The sequence below is a fragment of the Rhizobium sp. R86522 genome, from assembly GCF_042466255.1.
GTDB lineage: Bacteria > Pseudomonadota > Alphaproteobacteria > Rhizobiales > Rhizobiaceae > Allorhizobium.
Genome location: NZ_JAXHBX010000001.1, coordinates 1,823,408 through 1,845,444, shown reverse-complemented (window position 1 = coordinate 1,845,444; position 22,037 = coordinate 1,823,408). Strand labels below are relative to the sequence as shown.

Genomic DNA, 22,037 nt, shown 5'->3' with positions numbered 1-22,037 from the left:
AAAGCTGTGCATCACCGCAATTCATTCTGCGCACGTGATTTTTTTCGAGAGGCGCGTATCCTAGGGTGGGCGCGAATCGGTGTGGGTGCTTATGTCCCGACCGAGAATTTCTGAGGACAACGGGGATTAGTATGGCTCAGCCAAGCGTAGCGCGTGAACCGTCCATGGAAGAGATCCTGGCATCCATCCGCCGGATCATCGAGAGCAATGATCCCGTGAACGGTGGAAGCCTGACGCAGGATGCAGCGTCGCTGACCGACGATCAGGGCGAAAGCGACGAGGACATGGGCTATGACGGCGGCGAATTCGTCCCGGCCAACGATGCCGGTTCCGCTTTCCCCCTGTTTCCGCAGCGGGACATGGAGCGCGCCGAAGTCGAGCCGCGTCGCGAGCCGGTCCCCGAACAGGCTCCGGAAGCACCCAAGAGCGTGTCGCTTGCCGATCTCGCCGCCCGTGTACGATCCGCCTCCGAGCGCACCGAACGTCCGAGCCCGCCGCAATTGTCCAACACGACTGCCCATGTGACGGTCTCGCAGCCACGTCGCGACAGCGAAATTTCTGCCGACGAGGCGCAGCATAGGGCGCCGGTGATGACGACGCGTCTCTCCGAGATGCGCGACCAGCAGCTGCGCCCGACGATCGCCGCCGAACCGGCTCAGGCACCAGTGCCGCGTGCCGAACGGGAAGCCGAGCGCCCCGCAGAACCGTCGCCGATCGCGCGCATGGCCCATGTTGAGGTTCGCGCTGAACGCAGGGAGCCGACATTCCTGGAACCCGCCACGGAGCAGGCAGAGCCATCGTTCGAGGTGGACATGCAGGCGACGTCCGCGGCCACCGATATGCATCAGAAGACGGAAAACGAGGGACGGGATCTGACCGCCCTTGTTTCCGCCGCAACCGTCGAGCAGGTTTCGCGCTCCTTCTCCGAACTCGCCGCCGCCTTTGACGGCAGCGAGCGCCGTTCACTCGACGAGGTTGCCGAGGAGATGCTGCGTCCGATGCTCAAGGACTGGCTCGACGACAATCTGCCGACGCTGGTGGAGCGTCTCGTGCGCGAGGAAATCGAACGCGTTGCCCGCGGTCCGCGACGCTGATCGAACTCCCTTTGGGGATCATGGGCCGCTCGCAAGAGCGGCCTTTTTTATTGACTTGGTTTTGTCAGTCCTATTTACCAAGCCACATCCAGAACTCGAAAATCCGGTCGGAAAATGCTCGAAAAGACCTATGATTCAGCCGCCGTCGAACCGAAAATCGCGAAAGCATGGGAAGACGCCGATGCGTTTCGTGCCGGCGCCAATGCGAAGCCGGGCGAGGACACCTTCACCATCGTGATCCCGCCGCCGAACGTCACCGGTTCGCTGCATATGGGTCACGCGCTGAACAACACGCTGCAGGACATCATGGTCCGCTTCGAGCGCATGCGCGGCAAGGATGTGCTGTGGCAGCCGGGCATGGACCATGCCGGCATTGCGACCCAGATGGTCGTCGAGCGCAAGCTTGCTGAAAACGGCCAGAACCTTTCGCGCCGTGACATGGGCCGTGAGGCCTTTATCGAGAAGGTCTGGGAATGGAAGGAAGAATCGGGCGGGTTGATCTTCAACCAGCTGAAGCGCCTCGGCGCCTCCTGTGACTGGTCGCGCGAGCGCTTCACCATGGATGAGGGTCTGTCGGCCGCAGTCCTCGAAGTTTTCGTTTCGCTTTATAAAGAGGGCCTGATCTATCGCGGCAAGCGGCTGGTCAACTGGGATCCGAAGTTCGAGACGGCGATTTCCGACCTCGAGGTCGAGAACAAGGAAGTTGAAGGCCATATGTGGCACTTCAAATATCCGCTCGCCGGTGGTGCAACCTACACCTATGTCGAGAAGGATGAGGATGGCAACGTCACCTTCCAGGAGGAGCGCGACTATATCGCGATCGCAACGACGCGGCCTGAGACCATGCTCGGCGATGGCGCGGTGGCCGTCCATCCCTCGGATGAGCGTTACGCGGCGATCGTCGGCAAGCTCTGCGAGATCCCTGTTGGACCCAAGGAGCATCGCCGTCTGATCCCGATCATCACCGACGAATATCCGGATCCGAAGTTTGGCTCGGGTGCGGTGAAGATTACCGGCGCGCATGACTTCAACGACTACCAGGTCGCCCGCCGCAACAAGATCCCGCTCTACCGCTTGATGGATACCCAGGCGAAGATGCGCGCCGATGGCGAGGATTATGCCGTCTACGCCGCGCGTGCCCTCGACATCGCCAAATCAGGCGAACTGCCGAACGAGACCGAGGTTGACGATATCAATCTGGTCCCCGAAGAATATCGCGGCCTCGACCGTTACGAAGCCCGCAAACGCATCGTTGAGACGATCAATGCGGAAGGTCTCGCCGTCATGGTGAAAGACGCCGAAGGCAACGACATTCCCTTCGTCGAGAACAAGAAGATCATGCAGCCCTTCGGCGACCGTTCCGGCGTCGTCATCGAGCCGATGCTGACCGACCAGTGGTTTGCTGACGCAAAGACGCTGGCCGAGCCGGCGATTGCTTCCGTGCGCGAAGGCCGCACCAACTTCGTGCCGAAGAACTGGGAAAAGACCTACTTCGAGTGGATGGAGAACATCGAGCCCTGGTGTATTTCCCGCCAGCTCTGGTGGGGTCACCAGATCCCTGCCTGGTATGGTCCCGACGGTCAGGTCTTCGTCGAGAAGACCGAGGAAGAGGCGCTGCATTCTGCGATCCAGCACTACATCGCCCATGAAGGCCCCTGGAAGGCCTGGGTCGAAGAGAAGCTCGAGAATTTCCAGCCCGGCGAGATCCTGACCCGCGACGAGGACGTGCTTGACACCTGGTTCTCGTCCGCACTCTGGCCCTTCTCGACGCTCGGATGGCCGGACGAGACGCCGGAACTGGCGAAGTATTACCAGACCGACGTTCTGGTCACCGGCTTCGACATTATCTTCTTCTGGGTCGCCCGGATGATGATGATGGGCCTGCACTTCATGAAGGACGAGGACGGCAAGCCCGTCGAGCCCTTCCACACGGTCTATGTGCATGCGCTGGTTCGCGACAAGAACGGCCAGAAGATGTCGAAGTCCAAGGGCAACGTCATCGACCCGCTGGAGCTGATCGAAGAATACGGTGCCGACGCCCTGCGCTTTACGCTGGCGATCATGGCAGCGCAGGGTCGCGACGTGAAGCTCGACCCGGCACGTATTGCTGGCTACCGCAACTTCGGCACCAAGCTGTGGAACGCCACGCGTTTTGCCGAAATGAACGGCGTGAAGGCCGATCCGGCATTCCTGCCGGAGACAACCTCGCTCGCCATCAACCGCTGGATCCTCACCGAGCTTGCCCGCACGGAAGCCGAGGTGACAGAGGCGATCGAGAACTATCGTTTCAACGACGCCGCCGGCAGCCTCTATCGCTTCGTCTGGAACCAGTTCTGCGACTGGTATCTGGAATTGCTCAAGCCCGTCTTCATGGGCGAGGACGAAAGCGCCAAGAAGGAAGCGCAGGCCTGCGCGGCCTTTGTGCTTGAGCAGATCTACAAGCTCTTGCATCCCTTCATGCCCTTCATGACGGAAGAGCTCTGGGCCCACACGGCAGGCGAGGGTGTGTCCCGCGATACGCTACTCTGCCACGCCGACTGGCCGACGCCGGAATTCTCCGATGAGAATTCGGCAGCTGACATCAACTGGCTGATCGATCTGGTCACTGGTATCCGCTCTGCCCGTTCGGAAATGAATGTGCCGCCGGGCGCGACAGCCCCGCTCGTCGTCGTCGGCGCCAATGGCGTGACCCAGGAGCGGTTGATCCGTCATGATGCGGCGATCAAGCGTCTCGCCCGTGTCGAGGCGATTACCGTTGCCGATGTCGCACCGAAGGGCGCTGCCCAGATTGTCGTCGGTGAGGCAACCGCCTGCCTGCCGCTGGGGGCCTTGATCGATCTCTCTGCCGAAAAGGCCCGAATTGAAAAGGCAATCGCCAAGGTGGACCAGGAGCTGGGCCGCATCGCCGGAAAGCTGGGCAACGAGAAGTTCGTCGCCAATGCCAATCCGGAGGTGGTGGCTGCCGAGCGCGAACGCCAGCAGGAGCTTGAAGTGCAGAAGGCGGGCCTCCTGACCGCGCTTTCGCGGGTTATCGAGGCAGGTTGATCTGCAAAAGCTTCAGGAATGAAATTCTAAAGGCCGGATCTTGCATCCGGCCTTTTCTTTTTTGCGCTGCACCATGCTGAAAAGGGTGTTTTGCTCTATTTCATATTGATTCTGAGCGTTATCTCGTTGCCAAGGTCCTAATTGCCTGCCTGGGCCGGGCGAGATGCATAAAATTCGACCAAGGTGATGATCGGCAATACTGTTGCGCACGCGCAACGCATGGTGTTTTGTGTAAAATATTTTTCTCACAGATCAGGATTTTTGGGCGGCATTGGAGAAGTTTTGTCCATGGCCCCGGCGTTTTGACGTGCGCGTAAGGATCGTTACGTAAAAATTTGGGTGAGGGAACAATCCTGTGATGGCCGTCACCGGATTGCCATCCTCTCGCACATGTCTAGTATGCCAATCACAGTTTTGCCTGAATTGGGGAGAGACATGGCGAACCATTTGATGAAGACAACGGCCCTCGGGCTGATCGCAGCATGCGCATTCGTGGGAGGCGCGCAGGCAGGCGGTCTTGAACGTGGCGGTTACAACATCGACCTTCTGTTCGATCCGGGCCAGTACACGTTCGAGAGTGGCGTTGTTTATGTGGCGCCGGACAGGACGTTGAACAATGTCGTGGATACCAACACGGCGAACAATGCGATTGGCGGCGGTAATCTGAATGCGCGTGCAAACTCAGTAGACGAGACCGAGGGCTATTGGGTGCCGCGCGTCGGCTTCAAGGCAAACCTTAATGAAGGTGTAGCCTGCATGGCTGACTACTCACAGCCGTGGGGCGTGCACACGAAGCCGGGTACAAACTGGGCTGGCGCCAACCAGAACGTCGAGACGAAGGTCAACAGTCATAACTACGGGCTGACTTGCTCATACAAGTTCGATGTGGGTCCGGGCCAGCTTCGAGTGATCGGCGGCGGTTTCTATCAGGAAGTTGATGGCTTCAAAGAGCGCATCGTCCTCGATCCTGCGGTTCTGGCTGGTCTCGGTTTTACCGGAAGAACGGGTATCGGTCGCCTTGACCTTGCTGGGGATGGCTATGGCTGGCGGATCGGGGCAGCCTACGAGATCCCCGAATACGCACTCCGTGCAAGCCTCGTCTACAACAGCCAGGTGAAGCTGGACGACATTACCGGTACCCTGGATTTGCGTCAGGTCACGGCATCTTCCATCGAAAACGTCTACGGTTCGGCAGCAATGCCCGACTCCATCGAAATGAAGCTTCAGTCGGGTATCGCGCCGGACTGGTTGGCTTTCGGCTCGGTGAAGTGGACCGATTGGAGCCAGTTGCAGCGAATTCGCTTCTACAGCTCGACAACGAATGCGGAGCGCACTTCTCTTGATCTTGCCTATCGTGACGGTTGGACGATCAGTGGCGGTATCGGTCACAAACTGAACGAACAGTGGAGTGTTGCAGGTTCCGTGACTTGGGATCGGGGAACGTCGCAGGGCTTTGGCAGCCAGACTGATACCTGGACATTCGGTACGGGTGTTTCCTACAATCCCTCAGAGAATATTGAGTTCCGTCTCGCAGGCGCTGTAAGCCTGCTCACCTCAGGTAGCTCGGGCCAGATCACCGTTGGTGGTGAAACCTACGGCAGCGACGTGTCTTACGACTTCGGCACCGACCTCGCTGCAGCCGTATCCACGTCGCTCAAGGTTCGCTTCTGATCTCTGCGACATCGAATTGATCGAAGCCCGGCTTGTCCGGGCTTCTTTCGTTTAAGCCCGTGCAACGGTCTTTCAGCTTTCCGGAATGTGATGATTCTGCAACATCGCCTCTATCCTTCCTGTCAGGCCGCCCATCGGGTGAATTTGTCCATTTCCCGCCACAAACGAAGAGCACCGGTGTTGCGTGGAACGGCGGGGGCTGTTTCCGAGCGTGGTGTTAAGAGTTTCACATGAGCCTCTGGGGCGAAAATTCGGTGCTGATAGCAATGACTTCGGTCGCTTTTGGGGAGCGTACAGACTGTCTCGAAGGGAAAATGGATCGGGCGCGATCGATCGCCCCGGTCTTGCCGGAAATCGAGTCTAGTCTCTCTTCCATGCAGACGAGAACAAGAAGGAGCGATGACGGAAGCTCCGACCGGGCAATCGGTCATGAACCGTCTATTCATCGGTTGGATGTATTCTTCGGATCGGGCGCAGGTGAACTCGTCGCACACGTGGGGCGAGGCTTCTGATGTCCATCATGACTTGGAAATTGTGCGGACCCATGCGTCTCGGTGACTGGAAGACTTCGGCAATGCTTCTGACGGCGGCTCTTCTGCTGTCGTCGGGCCCGTCCGCTCGTGCATTCGATATGAATGCTGGCGTGAACAAGGAATCCGGTCCCTTCGATCTCTTCAAGTTCGGCTTCAATGCCTACAAGAAGGGCCAGAAGGAAGAGGCCGTCGAGGCCTATCGCTACGCAGCGGAAAAGGGCCATACCGGCTCGCGCTGGGCGCTCGCCAACATGTATGCGGCTGGCGACGGCGTCGTCGAAAACGACTTCGAGGCCTTCAAGATCTATGCGGAGATTGCCAATCAGGGTGTCGAGCCGGGTTCGGCGGATACCGGTTTCTTCGTCAATGCGCTTCTTTCGCTTGCCCGCTATTACCGGCAGGGGATCCCGGACAGCCCCGTAAAGGCGGACCTCGCGCAGGCACGGCAGATCTATTTCCAGGTAGCATCGACCTTTGGTGTGCCGGAAGCGCAATTCCAGCTGGCGCGTATGATCCTCGCTGGCGAGGGCGGCAGGGTGAATGTCCAGCAGGCCAAGAAGTGGCTGAACATGGCCCGCAAGAGCGGTCATGCCGGCGCCATGTCGATCTTCGGCAATGTACTGTTCGAAGAAGGCCAGACGGTGCGCGGGCTCGCTTTCCTGACCGCAGCCCTGGATCGTTGCAGCGCCAAGGATTGTCCCTGGATGCAGGAATTGCAGGAGCGGGCGTTTTCCCTCGCCACCGAAGACGACCGCAGGGTGGCGGTGGCGCTTGCGCCGCAGGTCTACGAACAGGGCGACTAAGCCGTTCGTCCCCGAATGCGGATATGAAAATGGGCGCCTCAGCGCCCATTTCTGCGTTTGCGATCCGTCGCTGTCTCAGAACGCGAAATGCCCAACGACCGGCACGTGGTCCGACGGCTTTTCCCAGGCCCGCACGTGTTTTTCGATCGCCGTCGAACGCAGCCGGTCGGACGCCTCGGGCGAAAGCAACAGGTGGTCGATGCGGATGCCATTGTTCTTCTGCCAGGCACCCGCCTGATAATCCCAGAAGGAAAACAGCGGCGTCTCGTCATTGGTCGCACGAACGGCGTCAACGAAGCCGAGGTTTTCCAGGCGGCGGAAGGCCGCCCGTGTCTGCGGCAAAAAGAGTGCATCCGTGACCCACTGGCTCGGGTCCTTGGCATCATGCGGCTCGGGGATGACATTGTAGTCACCGGCAAGGATCAGCGGCTCTTCGAGCGCCATGCGATCGCGCGCAAAGGCCTCAAGGCGTGCCATCCAGGCGAGCTTATAGGGATATTTGACCGGGTCGTCAGACGGATTGCCGTTGGGCAGATAGAGCGAGACGACACGAAGGACGCCGCCCTCGACGGAGAAGACGCCTTCGATGAAGCGCGCCTGCTCGTCGGTCTCGTCACCCGGCAGGCCGCGGTTCACTTCGTCGGGCTTGATCTTCGACAGAAGCGCCACGCCGTTGAAGCCCTTCTGACCATGGGTCTCGACGTGATAGCCAAGCGCCTCGATCTCTCCACGCGGAAACCCTTCGTCGACCGACTTGATCTCCTGCAGGCAGGCAATATCCGGTTGGCTATCCTTCAGCCACTGGCACAGGTTCTCGATGCGCGCCTTGACGCCGTTGATGTTCCAGGTGGCAATTTTCATCATGCACTCACACGGAGAAGCTGGTGCCGCAGCCGCAGCTCGCCACCGCATTGGGGTTCTTGATCTGGAAGGACTGGCCGAGCAGGTTGTCGACGAAGTCGATCTCCGAGCCCGCCATGTAGATGATCGACATCGGGTCGATCAGGACGGTGGCGCCGTCACGGCTGATCACGATGTCGTCGCCAGCAGGCTGGCCGTCCAGGTCAAACTTATAGGAGAAGCCGGAACAGCCGCCGCCTTCGACGGAAACGCGCAGCGCCTGCTTGTCGGCATCGGCTGCGACGATCGCGGCGATTCGCTTCGCTGCGGCTTCGGAAAGGGTAACGGTTTCGGTGCTCATTCTGCCTCCTGCCGGGTTCAAGGCCCGGTGAAAACGGTTCTATTCGGCGCAAATCACCACAATGTCACGCAATTGCGCGACTTTTGATCCGGCGAGACGGCCCGAAGACCCTTCGGAACCTGCATCGCCTTGCGGCTTTGTCCGCTATAGGTATGAAGGCACACGAGTTGCGTCAATGGGGAGCAGGCGGCACGCGCATGACGATCGATCAAGCAGCATTGGGTTTCGGGACCGGAGAACGGGCGATCTACGCGACCAATCCGTGGGCGAGCCGCGGCCGTCTCTTCGAAGAGGGCGGCAGCCTCACCCGCTCCGAATTCCAGCGCGACCGTGACCGCATCGTCCATACGACCGCCTTTCGCCGCCTCAAGCACAAGACCCAGGTCTTCATCGGCCCGGATGGCGACCACTACCGCACCCGGCTTACCCATACGATCGAGGTGGCACAGATCGCCCGTGCTCTCGCCCGCGCCCTGAAGCTCGACGAGGACCTGGCAGAAGGTGTGGCGCTGGTTCACGACTTCGGTCATACGCCATTCGGGCATACGGGCGAGGATGCCCTTCACGAGGTGCTGAAGCCCTATGGCGGCTTCGACCACAATGCCCAGTCGTTGCGCATCGTCACCAAGCTCGAACGGCGCTATGCCGATTTCGACGGCCTGAACCTCACCTGGGAAGCGCTCGAAGGCCTCGTCAAGCATAATGGGCCCCTGCTGACGAAGGACGGGCAGGGCACCCGCGGCCCGGTTCCGCAGCCGATCCTTGATTACTGCGAGATCCATGATCTGGAACTGGCGAGCTTTGCTGGGCTCGAAGCCCAGGTCGCGGCGATTGCAGACGACATCGCCTATAACACTCATGACATCGACGATGGTCTGCGCTCGTGTTACTTGACCTTCGATATGCTGGAGGACGTCCCCTTTCTCGCCGGCCTGATGAAGGAGGTGCGCGACCGTTATCCGCATCTCGATCCTGACAGGTTCACCCACGAGATCATGCGCCGGCAGATCACCCGCATGGTTGAGGACGTGATCAGCGTGGCGCAGGAGCGGCTGAAGACGGTCCAACCGCAGAGCGTCGAGGAGGTGAGGGCGGCCTCAATGACGATCGCGACCTTCTCCGATCAGATGGCCGAGACCGACAAGGCAATCAAGAAGCTGTTGTTCAGCCGTATCTACCGCCACCCCGACATCATGCGCATCCGGGCCGCGGCGGCCGAGATCGTCACCGATCTTTTCAACGCCTATATGAACGACCCGAAGCTGATGAAGAGCCACTTCTGGGTGAACCATATCTCGGGCCTCAACGATGGCCAGAAGGCCCGCCATGTCGGGGACTATCTGGCCGGCATGACCGACACCTATGCGGTGCGAACGCATCGCGAGCTGTTTGACCGGACTCCTGAATTGCGATAGGCACCCGACGAAATTCTTTAGAGAACGCCGGGACTGAGCTCCGGCGCGCAGGGACACGCCATGAACCTTTTCGCCGATTTCGAAATCCGGATCAAAGCAGCGCTCGACGAGATCGAGGCGGTGCGCGAGAAGCGCGACAGCCTCGACTTCAGCCGCATCGTTGTCGAGCCGCCACGCGATCCGAGCCATGGCGATGCCGCGACCAATGCCGCGATGGTGCTCGCCAAGGGCATGGGCATGAACCCGCGCGCGCTCGCCGACCTGATCGGCGAAAAGCTGAAGCAGGATCCCGACATCGCAGACGTCGGCGTCGCCGGTCCAGGCTTCATCAACATCCGCCTGTCGGTGCCCTATTGGCAGCGTCTGCTGGCGACCATGATCCGTCAGGGGACCGATTTCGGTCGCGCGACCGTCGGTGCCGGCCACAAGGTCAATGTCGAATATGTTTCGGCCAATCCGACCGGGCCGATGCATGTCGGCCACTGCCGTGGCGCCGTCGTCGGTGACACACTCGCCAACCTGCTTGGCTTTGCCGGCTATGAGGTAACCAAGGAATACTACATCAACGACGCCGGCGCACAGATCGACGTGCTCGCCCGCTCGGCCTTCCTGCGCTATCGCGAGGCGCTCGGTGAGGATATCGGCGAGATCCCGACTGGGCTTTATCCGGGCGATTATCTCGTGCCGGTCGGCAAGGCGCTTGCCGACGAATACGGCACCAAGCTTTACGGCATGCCGGAAGAGGACATGCTGGCCATCGTCAAGGAAAAGGCCATCGATGCGATGATGGTGATGATCCGCGACGATCTCGCCACGCTGAATGTGCATCACGACATCTTCTTCTCTGAGCGCACATTGCATACAAATGGTGCAGCCAAGATCCGTACCGCCATCAACGACCTGACCTTCAAGGGCCACGTCTATCGCGGCACGCTGCCGCCGCCGAAGGGGCAACTGCCGGAAGACTGGGAAGACCGCGAGCAGACGTTGTTCCGCTCGACCGAGGTCGGTGACGACATCGACCGTCCGTTGATGAAGTCTGACGGCTCCTACACTTACTTCGCCGCCGACGTCGCCTACTTCAAGGACAAGTTCGACCGCGGCTTCTCCGAGATGATCTACGTGCTCGGTGCCGACCACGGCGGCTATGTGAAGCGGTTGGAAGCCGTCAACCGCGCGGTCTCGGAAGGCAAGTCGAAGCTGACCGTGCTGCTCTGCCAGCTGGTCAAGCTCTATCGTGACGGCGAGCCGGTGAAGATGTCGAAGCGCTCGGGCGACTTTGTAACGCTGCGTGAAGTGGTCGAGGAAGTCGGCCGCGATTCGGTGCGCTTCATGATGCTCTACCGGAAGAACTCCGAACCGCTCGATTTCGACTTCGCCAAGGTAACCGAGCAGTCGAAGGACAATCCGGTCTTCTACGTGCAGTATGCCCATGCGCGGTGCATGTCGATCATGCGCCAGGCGAAGGAAGCCTTGCCCGATCTCGATATCGAGCAGCTCGACCTTGCCGGTGCCGTAATGGGACAGATCGAAGATCCGACGGAACTCGCCCTGATTGCCAAGCTTGCCGAATATCCCCGGATCATCGAGGCGGCCGCACTGTCGCAGGAGCCGCATCGACTTGCATTTTACCTGCATGATCTGGCAAGCTCACTCCATACTCACTGGAACAAGGGCAAGGATTCGCCCGAATTACGCTTTGTTAACGATAAACATAGAGAATTAACCATCGCCAGGCTTGGGCTGGTGCATGCTGTCGCCTCCGTGTTGAAGTCGGGACTGGCCATTACTGGCACCGAAGCTCCGGTAGAAATGCGATAGTATCGTCACCAATTCCCCACATTGCGCTGGCAGGCGTTGAGTCGCGTGAGTGAGTGGAACAGGTAATGGTACAGAAGCAGGCTGCAAACAGCATTCGATCGCAGGGCGACGGTTTCGCGGACGATGATCCGTTGGCGGAACTCGCCCGCATCGTTGGGTTCGATCAGCCGCTGAAGCGTGAGCCGGTTGTCTCGCTTCCGCAGGCGCCCGACATGCGCTCGGCCGAATTCAATCTCGAAGACGAATTGATGCGCGAGTTCGAGGGCTATGAGGCCTCGCCCGCGCCGCCGTCCTATGCGCCGCCCCTGTCTGTGCCCGAGCCGGTCGTCGCGCGTCCGGCCATCGTCGAGAGCGTTCCTGTGGCTCAGTACCGCGAAGAGCCGCGTTTCGAGTCGGAGCCGATCGTTTCCTATTCTGCGCCGCAGGCGGCCTATGCGCCCGAACCGGTCGAATATCCTGAGCCAGTCTCAGCTTATGATGACGCCTTTGTATCGGATATGGATCTGTACGTGGCCGATGCCCAGGAGCCGGGTCGTGTCGATCACGCGCCTGTCGCGGAGCAGGTCGAGCCGGAAGTGACGTTTGATCTTGCCGACGAACTTGAATTCGCTGTCGCCGATGCTGATCTGCGCCCGGTCGCGCCGCAGCAGCCGGCTCAGGTCGAGCCGCCGCGTCTGCGGCTGCCGCTCGCCAATTTTTCCGCCCAGCCGGCCCGTCGCCCGGAGCCGCAGCTTGCTGTCGAGCCGCCGCGCGATATTCCGGCACTCGATCTGCAGGGTTACGATGCCCCGAGCGGTCCGTCGATTTCGGTCGCGAAGGAGCCGATGGCGCTTGATTTCGGCAAGGCAAGCTTTGACTGGGCTGCGGGTCCGGTAGAGCCAATTCCGACAAGCACTCCCGCTCCGCAGCGGATCGAGCCTGTTGTTGCTCCTGCCGTTTCGGCTGATTTCGAAGGCTTCGCCGTGCAGGCGGAGCCGCGTGCCACCTCGACGGTTACTGCACCTGCGCCCATTCCGGCAGTGCCTGTGGCGGACCGCGACGACGTCGATTTCAGCTTCGATTTTCTCGATGAACTGGCGATCGACGAGGATGTTGTCGTTCAGCCCCAGGCCGCAGAGCCGGTCGTTCAGCGCGCGGCCCCTGTGATTGCCGACGAGGAATTCGATCCTTTCCATGACCAGGAATTCGATCTGCAGCTTGACGATATCGAGCTCGATCTTTCCGAGCTCGACGTCGCACCTCAGAAATCTGTGCCGCAGCCTGCACCGGCCGTCAGCGCTGCTGCGTTCGCGGCTGCCACTGCCCCTGCTGTCGCACCGGCCCGCGTCGAGCCTGCTGTCACGGCACCGTCCTACGGCGCCAGCACTTCGGCGCCTGCCTATGTTGCCGCGCCAACCGTCTCGGCTTCCGCCTTCGCAGCGGCCGTCGCTCGCCCGGCTTTTGAAAGCCAAGTGGCTACGCCCGCCATGCCAAGCGCGCCCGCGCGCCCTGCAACGCCGGTCGACGACAGCTTTGCCTTCGATCCGTCCGAGATCTCCGAGCAGGACGATCTGCTGGAAACCCTGAGCGGCATGGACGTGCCGGACGTTCCGGTGGCTGATGCACGCCCTGCACAGGCGCCCCAGCCAGATTACGACATCGACATCGATGCGGAATTGGCAACCTTGTTCGAGCAGCCCGTGGTACCGGCAGCACGCCAGCCGAACCCGGCCGCAGTGAGCCGTGTTGCTGCAGAGGTTGCACCGGCCGCAGCAACGGGCGCCCGGGCGCCTGCCGCACCGCTGGATGACTTCGACGCCTTCGAGAAGGCATTGGAGGAAGATTTCCGCAGCTCGATGACCTCCTCGGGGGCTCTGGAGCCTGAAAGTCGTGGCCACATCACCATTTCAGGTGAGGGGCAGGGCTTCCGTTTCCGTCACATCAAGCCGTATTTGATGGCTGGCACGGCCGTGATCGTGCTGCTCGCTGGTGCAGGCGGCCTCTATGCCTGGCTCGGCAGCGGAGCAGTTGGCACGCTGAGCAGCGGCGAGCCGCAGGTGATCGCTGCTGACAAGTCTCCGGTCAAGATTGTCCCCGAGGACCCGGGCGGCAAGTCCGTCCCGAACCAGGACAAGGCAGTTTATGATCGCGTGGCCGGCAATGGGGTCGAGGATCCCACGCAGCCCAGCCTGATTTCCTCGCAAGAGCAGCCGATCGATGTTGTCCAGCGTACCCTGATTCCGGAAACGCTGCCGATGGATGGTGGAAGCGAAGCCCTGGCGACGCCTGTTGGCGAAACCGAGGATCCGCGCCTGCTCCCCGATGGCCAGCTGCCGCAGGCCGCCGCCGAAGACCCGGCGACGATCACGCCGCGCAAGGTGCGCACGATGATCGTTCGCCCCGACGGCACGCTGGTCGCTCAGGAAGTCCCAGCCGAGCCGACACCGGCTCCGGTCGAGACGGCGTCTGCGCCTTCGTCGCAATCGACAGCCGACGCTCCGGTGCTTGCACCGCCGAGCGTCCCGAACACCAATGCCGCCGATACTGTGAGGACCGTCGATACTCGCGTCGTGACCCCGGGTGGTACGACCGACGCGTCGGCGACTGCCCCTGCCGCCACGACGACCGCTGCAGCTGAGCTGGCTGCCGCAACGCCTGTGACGGCAGAGACGGTAGCGGCTCCCGCAGATACAACCGCATCGCGTGCGCCGGTCCCGACGACCCGCCCGGCCGACCAGCCGGTCAACGTCGTCGGCACCGTAACGGATCAGGGCAATCTTCGTCCGTCTGCTCCTGCTGCCACGGCACCGGCGCAGCCAGCAGCCCCGGCTGAGGTTGCTGCGGCATCACCGGCCGCGGCAACGCCTGCTCCTGCCACTGCAGCACCGGCGGGCAGCTTCGGCGTTCAGATCGCGTCCCTGCCGTCCGAGGCCGACGCCCAGAAGAGCTATCGCAACCTGTCCACCAAGTTTGCTGGCGTATTGGGTGGCAAGCCCTGGGAAATCCGTCAGGCGGACATTCCCGGCAAGGGCACCTTCTACCGCGTGCGGGTCGTCGCGGGCTCCAAGGATGACGCCGTGGCGCTCTGTGAGCAGTATCGCGCCGCCGGCGGAAGCTGCCTCGTTTCACGCTGAGGTCAGACCCAATTGTCAAATCTTCGAGAGGCGGAACCGCGCGTTCCGCCTCTTTTTTTGTGTATGAGGGCTTGGCGCTCACTCCCGGGCCCTTCGCTTTCTTCTCCCTCTCGATATGGTCTTGCCATGACAACACAGTCCCGACCCGCCAAAGCCATGATCCTCGGTTGCCTCGGCCAGCGCTTGAGCCCTGACGAGAAGGCTTTCTATCGTGATGAACAGCCCTGGGGTTTCATCCTCTTCGGGCGCAACATCGGCGAGGCGGAGCAGGTCAAGGATCTGGTCGCCGAAATGCGCGAGACGGTCGGTGGCGGCGCCGAAGTTCCGGTGCTGATCGACCAGGAAGGCGGGCGCGTGCAGCGCATCCGCGAGCCGATCGCACCGCGTTATCCCTCCGGCGCCGATCTCGGTGCGCTCTATGACCGGAACGCTGAGAAGGGGCTGCGCGCCGCATGGCTGATGTCGCGCCTGCACGCCTTCGATCTCTATCGCCTCGGCATCAATGTCGACTGCCTTCCGGTCCTCGATGTGCCGATCGTCGGTGCCTCCAACGTCATCGGCGACAGGGCCTATTCCAACGATCCGCATGTCGTTGCCAAGATGGGGCAGGCGGCAGCCGATGGCCTGAAGGCCGGCGGCGTGCTGCCGGTCATGAAGCACATACCCGGCCACGGTCGGGGTATGGCCGACAGCCACCACGAATTGCCTGTTGTGACCGTGCCGCGGGCTGAACTCGAAGCCCATGATTTCGTGCCCTTCAAGGCGCTGGCCCACGAGTTGATGGGCATGAGCTGCCATGTCGTGTATACCGACATCGACCCCGATCATCCCGCCTCGACCTCTCAGATTGTGACTGAGGAAATCGTGCGCAAGGCGATCGGCTTCGAGGGGCTGCTGATGTCCGACGATATCTCGATGAATGCACTGAAGGGCACGATCGGCGAGCGCGCGGTGCGTATCGCCGCCGCCCTCGATGTGGTCCTGCATTGCCATGGCCATATGGACGAGATGAAAGCCGTTGCTGCAGCCGTGTCGCAGCTCTCCGGCAAGGCACGGGAGCGGGCGGATGCCGTCGAGGCGGTATTTGGTGTTCCGGAAGCTGCCGACGAGCAGGCCCTTCGCGACGAATTCGCCAACCTGATGGCGGTGGCCTGATGGTGCGTGGTCCCGTCCAGCCGACGGTTTTGAACCGGACTTCCAACGGGGAGACACCGGCACCGACGCCGATGGACAGCCTCTGGCAGGATACGGCCGAGGAGAGGGCCGCAAGCGACCCCGCGCTGCTGATCGATGTCGCCGGCTTCGAAGGGCCGCTGGATCTGCTGCTCTTCCTCGCCCGAAACCAGAAGGTCGATCTCGCCCGCATCTCGGTGCTGGCATTGGCGGAGCAATATCTTCTTTTCATTGAAAGTGCGCGGCGCATTCGCATCGAGCTTGCCGCCGATTATCTCGTGATGGCCGCCTGGCTCGCCTATCTGAAGTCGCGTCTTCTGATCCCGCAGCAGCCGAAGGACGATGGTCCCTCGGGCGAGGAAATGGCCCAGACGCTTGCCTTCCGCCTGAAGCGGCTGGAGGCGATGCGCGAGGCCGCAAGCCGCCTCATCAACCGCAATCGTCTCGGTCGTGACGTCCACCCGCGCGGGGCGCCGGAGCATGTCCCCTCGCGCGCGGTAAGCGCCTATGAGGCATCGCTTTACGACCTGCTGACCGCCTATGCCTCACTGCGTCAACGCCAGGCGATCACGCAGGTGACCATCGAGAAGCGGCGCGTCTGGTCACTCTCGGACGCGCGCGGCATTCTCACCCGCATGATCGGCGAGATCTCCGACTGGACGGCGCTCGACCATTTCCTGCTGCGCTACTTGCCGAGCCCGGAGGAACGGGTGACCGCGATCGCCAGTGCCTTCGCAGCCTCGCTTGAGCTGGTGCGCGAGGGCCGCCTCGAACTCCGCCAGGACGGTGCCTTTCAGCCGATCTACATGCGCAGCGGCCCGAGGGCCGAGGCGCTCAAGGCGGTGGAGTAAGCCGTGGCCGATGTGGACGATCGCGAGCCGGAGGAGGGCATGGAACCAGAGGAGGGCGGTCATTCCGCATCCCTGCGCGCAGAGCTCGATCGCCGCGAGGCGCTGAGGATCGCTGAAGCCCTCATCTTCGCCTCGGCCCAGCCCGTCTCGACAAGCTTTATCGAGGAGCGTCTGCCGCGCGGTATTTCAGCGCCCGAAATCCTCCACCAGCTGAAGCAGGACTATGCTGCGCGCGGGGTGAACCTCGTGCAGGTCGACGACCACTGGGCCTTTCGCACAGCCGCAGACCTGTCCTTTGCCATCCGCAACGACGAGGCGGAGGTCAAGAAGCTCTCGCGTGCCGCCCTCGAAGTGCTTGCGATCATTGCCTATCACCAGCCGGTAACGCGCGCCGAGATCGAGGACATCAGAGGCGTCCAGACCTCCAAGGGCACGCTCGACGTGCTGATGGAGGCCGGCTGGGTGCGGTTTCGCGGTCGCCGTCGTTCGCCGGGCCGTCCTGTCACGCTCGGCACGACCCGCGATTTCCTCGATCATTTCGGATTGGAAGAGTTGCGTGATTTGCCCGGTCTCGAAGAATTGAAGGGGGCAGGGCTGCTGTCTGGCCGCATCCCCGCCAACTTCAACATACCGCTTCCCATGGCCCATGACGATCTGACCGACGAGGAAGATCCGATTACCCAGCTCGACCTTGAGGAACTCGGCCTCTTGACTCCGGGCGGTGAAGCAGAGGAATAGGGTCAGCTTTTTCAACGGTGACCGGTGATGCCGGGTCGTGCGGCTCCAAAAATCCGCAACGATCCGGGATGAGCCGCGCGGACGGCAGAATGAACCCAGCGAAGATCCAGCATGGAGACGGCCAGCGCACGGCGGGCGTAACCTTTGCCGCGCGCCTGACCTTCGAGGACATTCAGCATCGCTATCACGGCAAGGAGACGATCCGTGGCGTGTCGCTGACCGCCGAACCGGGCGAAGTGCTTTGCCTGCTGGGTCCCTCCGGATCGGGTAAGACGACACTGCTCAGGATCGCTGCCGGTATCGAGGCGCAGGCCGCAGGCCGGGTTCTGATCAACGACCGCGAAGTGGCCGGTCCCCAAACCTTTCTGCCGCCGGAGAAGCGTGGCATCGGGCTGATGTTTCAGGATTTTGCCCTGTTCCCGCACATGAGCGTTCTCGACAATGCCCGCTTTGGCCTGACTGCACTGCCACGCAAAGAGGCTGTGGCCGAAGCCATGGTTGCGCTGGAGCGCGTCGGCCTCGCGCGTTATGCCGATAAGTTTCCGCATGCCCTGTCGGGCGGCGAGCAGCAGCGCGTGGCACTGGCGAGAGCGCTCGCACCCCGGCCGAGCGTGCTCTTGATGGACGAGCCCTTTTCCGGCCTCGATTCGCGCCTGAAAGACACCGTGCGGGCGGACACGCTCGCAATTCTCCGTGAGACCCGCGCGACTGCCGTCGTCGTCACCCATGACGCCGAGGAAGCCATGCGCATGGCCGACAGGATTGCATTGCTGAAGAATGGTCGGCTCGTGCAGGTTGGGACCTCGGACGATCTCTATCGCCGGCCCAACGACATTTTCGCGGCTGCCTTCTTCTCGGAGATCAACGAATTCTCCGGGAGAGTGCGTGGCGGTCGCGTCGAGACGCCCTTGGGGGCCGCCGATTCCGGAGACATTGCCGAAGGCGCCGAGGTTGAAGTTGCGGTGCGGCTCTCCGGTCTGTCGGTTCGCGAAAGCGGCGGTCCCATTCCGGCCCGCATCATCGCGCGGCGCTTCCTTGGCGTCGTCGAGTTGCTCGATCTTGCCGTTCCCGGCACAGAGCGACCGGTTCGAGCGCGGATTCGGGCCGACATGTTGTCAGCGGGTGTGCGCGACGTGACGATTGCGGTTGAGCCCAAGGACATTTTGGTGTTTGAAAAGACACCGCAAAGCCCCTACATCGGGGAAACGAAAATCTAAGGAGTGGCAGGCATGGGTTCGTTTAGCATTTGGCACTGGATCATCGTTCTGGCGATCGTCCTGCTTCTCTTCGGTCGCGGCAAGATCCCGGAACTGATGGGTGACGTTGCCAAGGGCATCAAGAGCTTCAAGAAGGGCATCAGCGAAGAGGACGAGAGCGAGAAGCAGACCGCCTCCAACGCACAGCCCACCGTGACGAAGACGGTCGACCACAAGGCCGACGAGGTAAAGTGATCGGCCGAAGCCGATCGGACGGGCGGCTCCTTGAGCTGCCCGTTCTTCGTTGAAATCTTGGAAGACCGGCGCCCGTCTTGAGGCGCCATGGCGTGGCATCAGGAGCCCGTTTGCATGCTGGATATAGGCTGGACCGAGCTTTTGGTGATTGCGGTCATCCTGATCGTCGTGGTGGGTCCGAAGGACCTTCCGCCGATGATCCGGGCCTTTGGCAAGATGACCAAGCGCCTGCGTCAGACTGCAGGCGAATTCCGCGCCCAGTTCGACGAGGCCCTGCGCGAGGCAGAGCTCGATGACCTGAAGAATTCGGTCAACGACATCCGGTCGCTCAATCCGGCAAACACGATCCGCGAGACGCTCAATCCGCTGCGCCAGATGGGGCAGGAGATCAAGTCCGACCTGGAGCGGTCCACGCGTCTTGAGCCAAAATCCGCGCCTTTGGACAACGGCTACGAGGACAATTCGATCCTGCCCGAGATGCCGCTCGGCCTTGGCGAACCGCCCGAGGAGCTGAAGCCCGTGGTCCAGCAGCCTGTTGCGCCGGCAGCAGTCGCCCAGCCCGCGTCGCCAGCACCCGCCGCAACAGCAGCACCTGCGCCGGCAGCAGCCGCTGCGGCGCCTGCGGTTGCTGCCACGGCTCCGGCGACCTCCGCACCGGCCTCCACGCCCGTGGTTGCAAAGAAGACGGCAGCCCGCAAGCCGGCCGCCAAGGCGCCAGCTGCTATAAAGGCGCCTGCCAAGTCGACCAAGACGGTGCCCGTCGCTGTCGAAGCGAACCCGGCCGCCAAAACCGCGAAGCCGAAGCCGGCGACTGTTGGGGCTGCTTCTGCCAAGGCAAAGGCCGCGCCCGCTCCCGAACCTACGGCCAAGCCGGCGCCCAAGGCACGCAAGAGCAAGAGTGAGGACCGCGCATGAGCGGCGATATGGACGACAAGCCCCAGCCGTTGATTGAGCATCTGATCGAGTTGCGTTCGCGCCTGATGTGGGCGCTCGGCGCCTTCTTCGTCGCTTTCCTCGTCTGCTTCTACTTCGCCAAGCAGCTCTTCAACCTGCTGGTCGTCCCCTATAAGTGGGCAGTGGACTGGGCCGGGCTCGACGTAACGAAGACCGAACTCATCTATACGGCGCCGCAGGAATTCTTCTTCACCCAGGTGAAGGTTGCCGCCTTCTGCGCCATGGTCATTGCCTTTCCGGTCATAGCCTCGCAGGTCTACAAGTTCGTGGCACCGGGCCTCTACAAGAACGAGCGCGCTGCCTTCCTGCCGTTCCTGGTCGCGTCTCCGATCCTCTTCCTGCTCGGCGCCTCGCTCGTCTATTTCGTCTTCACGCCTATGGTGATGTGGTTCTTCCTGGCCATGCAGCAGGCGCCTGAAGAGGGCGGCGTTGCGATCTCGCTTCTGCCGCGCGTCTCGGAATATCTAGGTCTGATCATGACCCTGATCTTCTCCTTCGGCCTCGTCTTCCAGTTGCCGGTCGTCACCAGTCTTCTGGTGCGGGTCGGCATCCTCGAGAGCCAGTGGCTTGCCGACAAGCGCAAGTATTTCATCGTCGTTGCCTTCGTCATCGCAGCCATCGTGACGCCGCCGGATCCGCTGTCCCAGATCGGTCTTGCACTGCCGACAATCCTTCTCTACGAGGTTGCGATCTATGCGGCGCGACTCATCGAAAAGAAGCGCGCTGCCACGGAACTCGCCGAGGCTGGCTCTAAAGAGCAGGCCTGAGGCAGACCGGGCGGTCCCGCCGCATTTAACCCATGCCGACATGGGGCCGGACGTGGCCGCCGGCCAGCTCCGATCCCGGTCGAAAACCAAGACCTGGAACGACGATGCTCGATATCAAGTGGATCCGTGAAAACCCCGAGGCCCTCGACGCCGCACTCGCCAAGCGCGGTGCCGAGCCGCTGTCTGCCTCGCTGATCGCGCTCGACCAGAAGCGCCGGTCTGTCGCCCAGGCGATGCAGGACATGCAGTCGCGCCGCAACTCGGCCTCCAAGGAAATCGGCGCCGCCATGGCGCAGAAGGACATGGAGCTCGCCGAGAAGTTGAAGGCGGAAGTCGCTTCGCTCAAGGACACGCTGCCGGCAGCCGAAGAGGAAGAACGCCAGCTTACCGCTGAGCTCAACGACGCCCTGTCGCGCATCCCGAACATTCCCCATGATGACGTGCCCGTTGGCAAGGACGAGCACGACAACGTCGTCGCCCGCGTTGTCGGTGAAAAGCCGACCTGGAACCACAAGCCGCTCGAGCACTACGAGATTGGCGAGAACCTCGGCTACATGGATTTCGAGCGCGCCGCGAAACTCTCGGGCGCCCGCTTCACGGTCCTGACGAGCCAGCTCGCTCGGCTTGAGCGCGCCCTCGGCCAGTTTATGCTCGATCTGCACACGAGCGAACACGGCTATACCGAAGTGTCATCGCCGCTGATGGTGCGCGACGACGCCATGTATGGCACCGGCCAGCTGCCGAAATTCGCGGAAGACCTGTTCAAGACGACCGACGGTCGCTGGCTGATCCCGACGGCGGAGGTCACCCTGACCAACCTCGTCTCGGGCGAAATCCTCGACCAGGAAAAGCTGCCGCTGCGCTTTACAGCACTGACACCGTCCTTCCGTTCGGAGGCTGGCTCTGCCGGTCGCGACACACGCGGCATGCTGCGTCAGCACCAGTTCTGGAAATGCGAACTCGTTTCGATCACCGATGCCGAAAGCTCGATGGCCGAACATGAGCGCATGACGGCCTGCGCAGAAGAGGTCCTGAAGCGTCTTGGCCTGCACTTCCGCACCATGACGCTTTGCACCGGCGACATGGGCTTCGGCGCCCGCAAGACCTATGACCTTGAGGTCTGGCTGCCGGGCCAGAACACCTATCGCGAAATCTCCTCCTGCTCGGTCTGTGGCGATTTCCAGGGCCGACGCATGAATGCGCGTTACCGCAACAAGGACGGCAAGGGCACGACCTTCGTGCACACGCTGAACGGTTCTGGCACGGCCGTCGGCCGCTGCCTGATCGCCGTCATGGAAAACTACCTGAACGAGGACGGTTCGATCACTGTGCCTGACGTTCTGCTGCCCTACATGGGCGGCATCAAGAAAATCGAGAAGGCGGCCTGATCACGCCGCAACCGGAGTG

Annotated in this window: 17 protein-coding genes; 15 read left to right on the top strand and 2 right to left on the bottom strand. The window is 61.8% G+C overall.

The window, feature by feature from the left end:
- The first annotated feature begins 131 nt into the window (after window positions 1-131).
- From SJY08_RS08815 to exoR, 4 genes are all read left to right on the top strand, one after another.
- Window positions 132-1,094 carry a DUF2497 domain-containing protein gene (locus tag SJY08_RS08815; RefSeq protein WP_377275343.1) on the top strand — a complete coding sequence of 321 codons (963 nt, stop codon included), beginning with the start codon at window positions 132-134 and terminating at the stop codon, window positions 1,092-1,094.
- Between the two features lie 114 nt (window positions 1,095-1,208).
- Window positions 1,209-4,139 carry a valine--tRNA ligase gene (locus SJY08_RS08810; RefSeq protein ID WP_377275342.1) on the top strand — a complete coding sequence of 977 codons (2,931 nt, stop codon included), beginning with the start codon at window positions 1,209-1,211 and terminating at the stop codon, window positions 4,137-4,139.
- A 435-nt stretch (window positions 4,140-4,574) separates the two neighbouring features.
- Window positions 4,575-5,810: an OmpP1/FadL family transporter gene (locus tag SJY08_RS08805; RefSeq protein WP_377275341.1), complete on the top strand. Its 1,236-nt coding sequence runs from the start codon at window positions 4,575-4,577 to the stop codon at window positions 5,808-5,810.
- A gap of 574 nt (window positions 5,811-6,384) precedes the next feature.
- Entirely contained in the window at window positions 6,385-7,146 is a 762-nt protein-coding gene (gene exoR / locus SJY08_RS08800) for an exopolysaccharide production regulator ExoR (protein WP_377278525.1), read from the top strand.
- A gap of 75 nt (window positions 7,147-7,221) precedes the next feature.
- On the opposite strand, the gene xth is transcribed toward exoR, so the two are convergent.
- Entirely contained in the window at window positions 7,222-8,007 is a 786-nt protein-coding gene (gene xth, locus SJY08_RS08795; RefSeq protein ID WP_377275340.1) for an exodeoxyribonuclease III, read from the bottom strand.
- 7 nt (window positions 8,008-8,014) lie between these two features.
- Entirely contained in the window at window positions 8,015-8,347 is a 333-nt protein-coding gene (gene erpA, locus SJY08_RS08790) for an iron-sulfur cluster insertion protein ErpA (protein ID WP_054150140.1), read from the bottom strand.
- Between the two features lie 197 nt (window positions 8,348-8,544).
- Here erpA and SJY08_RS08785 point away from each other — a divergent pair, with 197 nt between their 5' ends.
- The 11 genes from SJY08_RS08785 to serS all read left to right on the top strand — a co-directional run bounded on the left by SJY08_RS08785 (window position 8,545) and on the right by serS (window position 22,018).
- Window positions 8,545-9,762 carry a deoxyguanosinetriphosphate triphosphohydrolase gene (locus tag SJY08_RS08785; RefSeq protein ID WP_377275339.1) on the top strand — a complete coding sequence of 406 codons (1,218 nt, stop codon included), beginning with the start codon at window positions 8,545-8,547 and terminating at the stop codon, window positions 9,760-9,762.
- Between the two features lie 60 nt (window positions 9,763-9,822).
- The gene (argS, locus tag SJY08_RS08780; protein ID WP_377275338.1) at window positions 9,823-11,583 is read left to right on the top strand and encodes an arginine--tRNA ligase; all 1,761 of its coding nucleotides are present in this window, start codon (window positions 9,823-9,825) and stop codon (window positions 11,581-11,583) included.
- A 65-nt stretch (window positions 11,584-11,648) separates the two neighbouring features.
- On the top strand, window positions 11,649-14,696 hold the full coding sequence (locus SJY08_RS08775) for an SPOR domain-containing protein (RefSeq protein WP_377275337.1): 3,048 nt from the start codon (window positions 11,649-11,651) through the stop codon (window positions 14,694-14,696).
- A 126-nt stretch (window positions 14,697-14,822) separates the two neighbouring features.
- Window positions 14,823-15,851 carry a beta-N-acetylhexosaminidase gene (gene nagZ, locus SJY08_RS08770; protein ID WP_377275336.1) on the top strand — a complete coding sequence of 343 codons (1,029 nt, stop codon included), beginning with the start codon at window positions 14,823-14,825 and terminating at the stop codon, window positions 15,849-15,851.
- A complete protein-coding gene (locus SJY08_RS08765) occupies window positions 15,851-16,720 on the top strand; it encodes a segregation and condensation protein A (protein WP_377275335.1) in 870 nt (289 codons plus the stop codon). The genes nagZ and SJY08_RS08765 overlap by 1 nt, the downstream gene beginning before the upstream one ends.
- 12 nt (window positions 16,721-16,732) lie before the next feature.
- On the top strand, window positions 16,733-17,458 hold the full coding sequence (scpB, locus tag SJY08_RS08760) for an SMC-Scp complex subunit ScpB (RefSeq protein WP_377278523.1): 726 nt from the start codon (window positions 16,733-16,735) through the stop codon (window positions 17,456-17,458).
- 89 nt (window positions 17,459-17,547) lie between these two features.
- Window positions 17,548-18,675, top strand: coding sequence for an ABC transporter ATP-binding protein (locus SJY08_RS08755; RefSeq protein WP_377275334.1), 1,128 nt, complete (start codon window positions 17,548-17,550; stop codon window positions 18,673-18,675).
- 12 nt (window positions 18,676-18,687) lie between these two features.
- The gene (locus tag SJY08_RS08750) at window positions 18,688-18,909 is read left to right on the top strand and encodes a twin-arginine translocase TatA/TatE family subunit (protein ID WP_054150147.1); all 222 of its coding nucleotides are present in this window, start codon (window positions 18,688-18,690) and stop codon (window positions 18,907-18,909) included.
- A gap of 114 nt (window positions 18,910-19,023) precedes the next feature.
- Window positions 19,024-19,824, top strand: a complete 801-nt coding sequence (gene tatB / locus SJY08_RS08745; protein ID WP_377275333.1) for a Sec-independent protein translocase protein TatB — start codon at window positions 19,024-19,026, stop codon at window positions 19,822-19,824.
- Window positions 19,821-20,630 (top strand): twin-arginine translocase subunit TatC, encoded by an 810-nt coding sequence (tatC, locus tag SJY08_RS08740; RefSeq protein WP_054150148.1) that lies wholly within the window; start codon window positions 19,821-19,823, stop codon window positions 20,628-20,630. Before tatB ends, tatC begins: the two co-directional genes overlap by 4 nt.
- Window positions 20,631-20,734: 104 nt before the next feature.
- Window positions 20,735-22,018 carry a serine--tRNA ligase gene (gene serS, locus SJY08_RS08735; RefSeq protein WP_054150149.1) on the top strand — a complete coding sequence of 428 codons (1,284 nt, stop codon included), beginning with the start codon at window positions 20,735-20,737 and terminating at the stop codon, window positions 22,016-22,018.
- The last annotated feature ends 19 nt before the right edge of the window (window positions 22,019-22,037 follow it).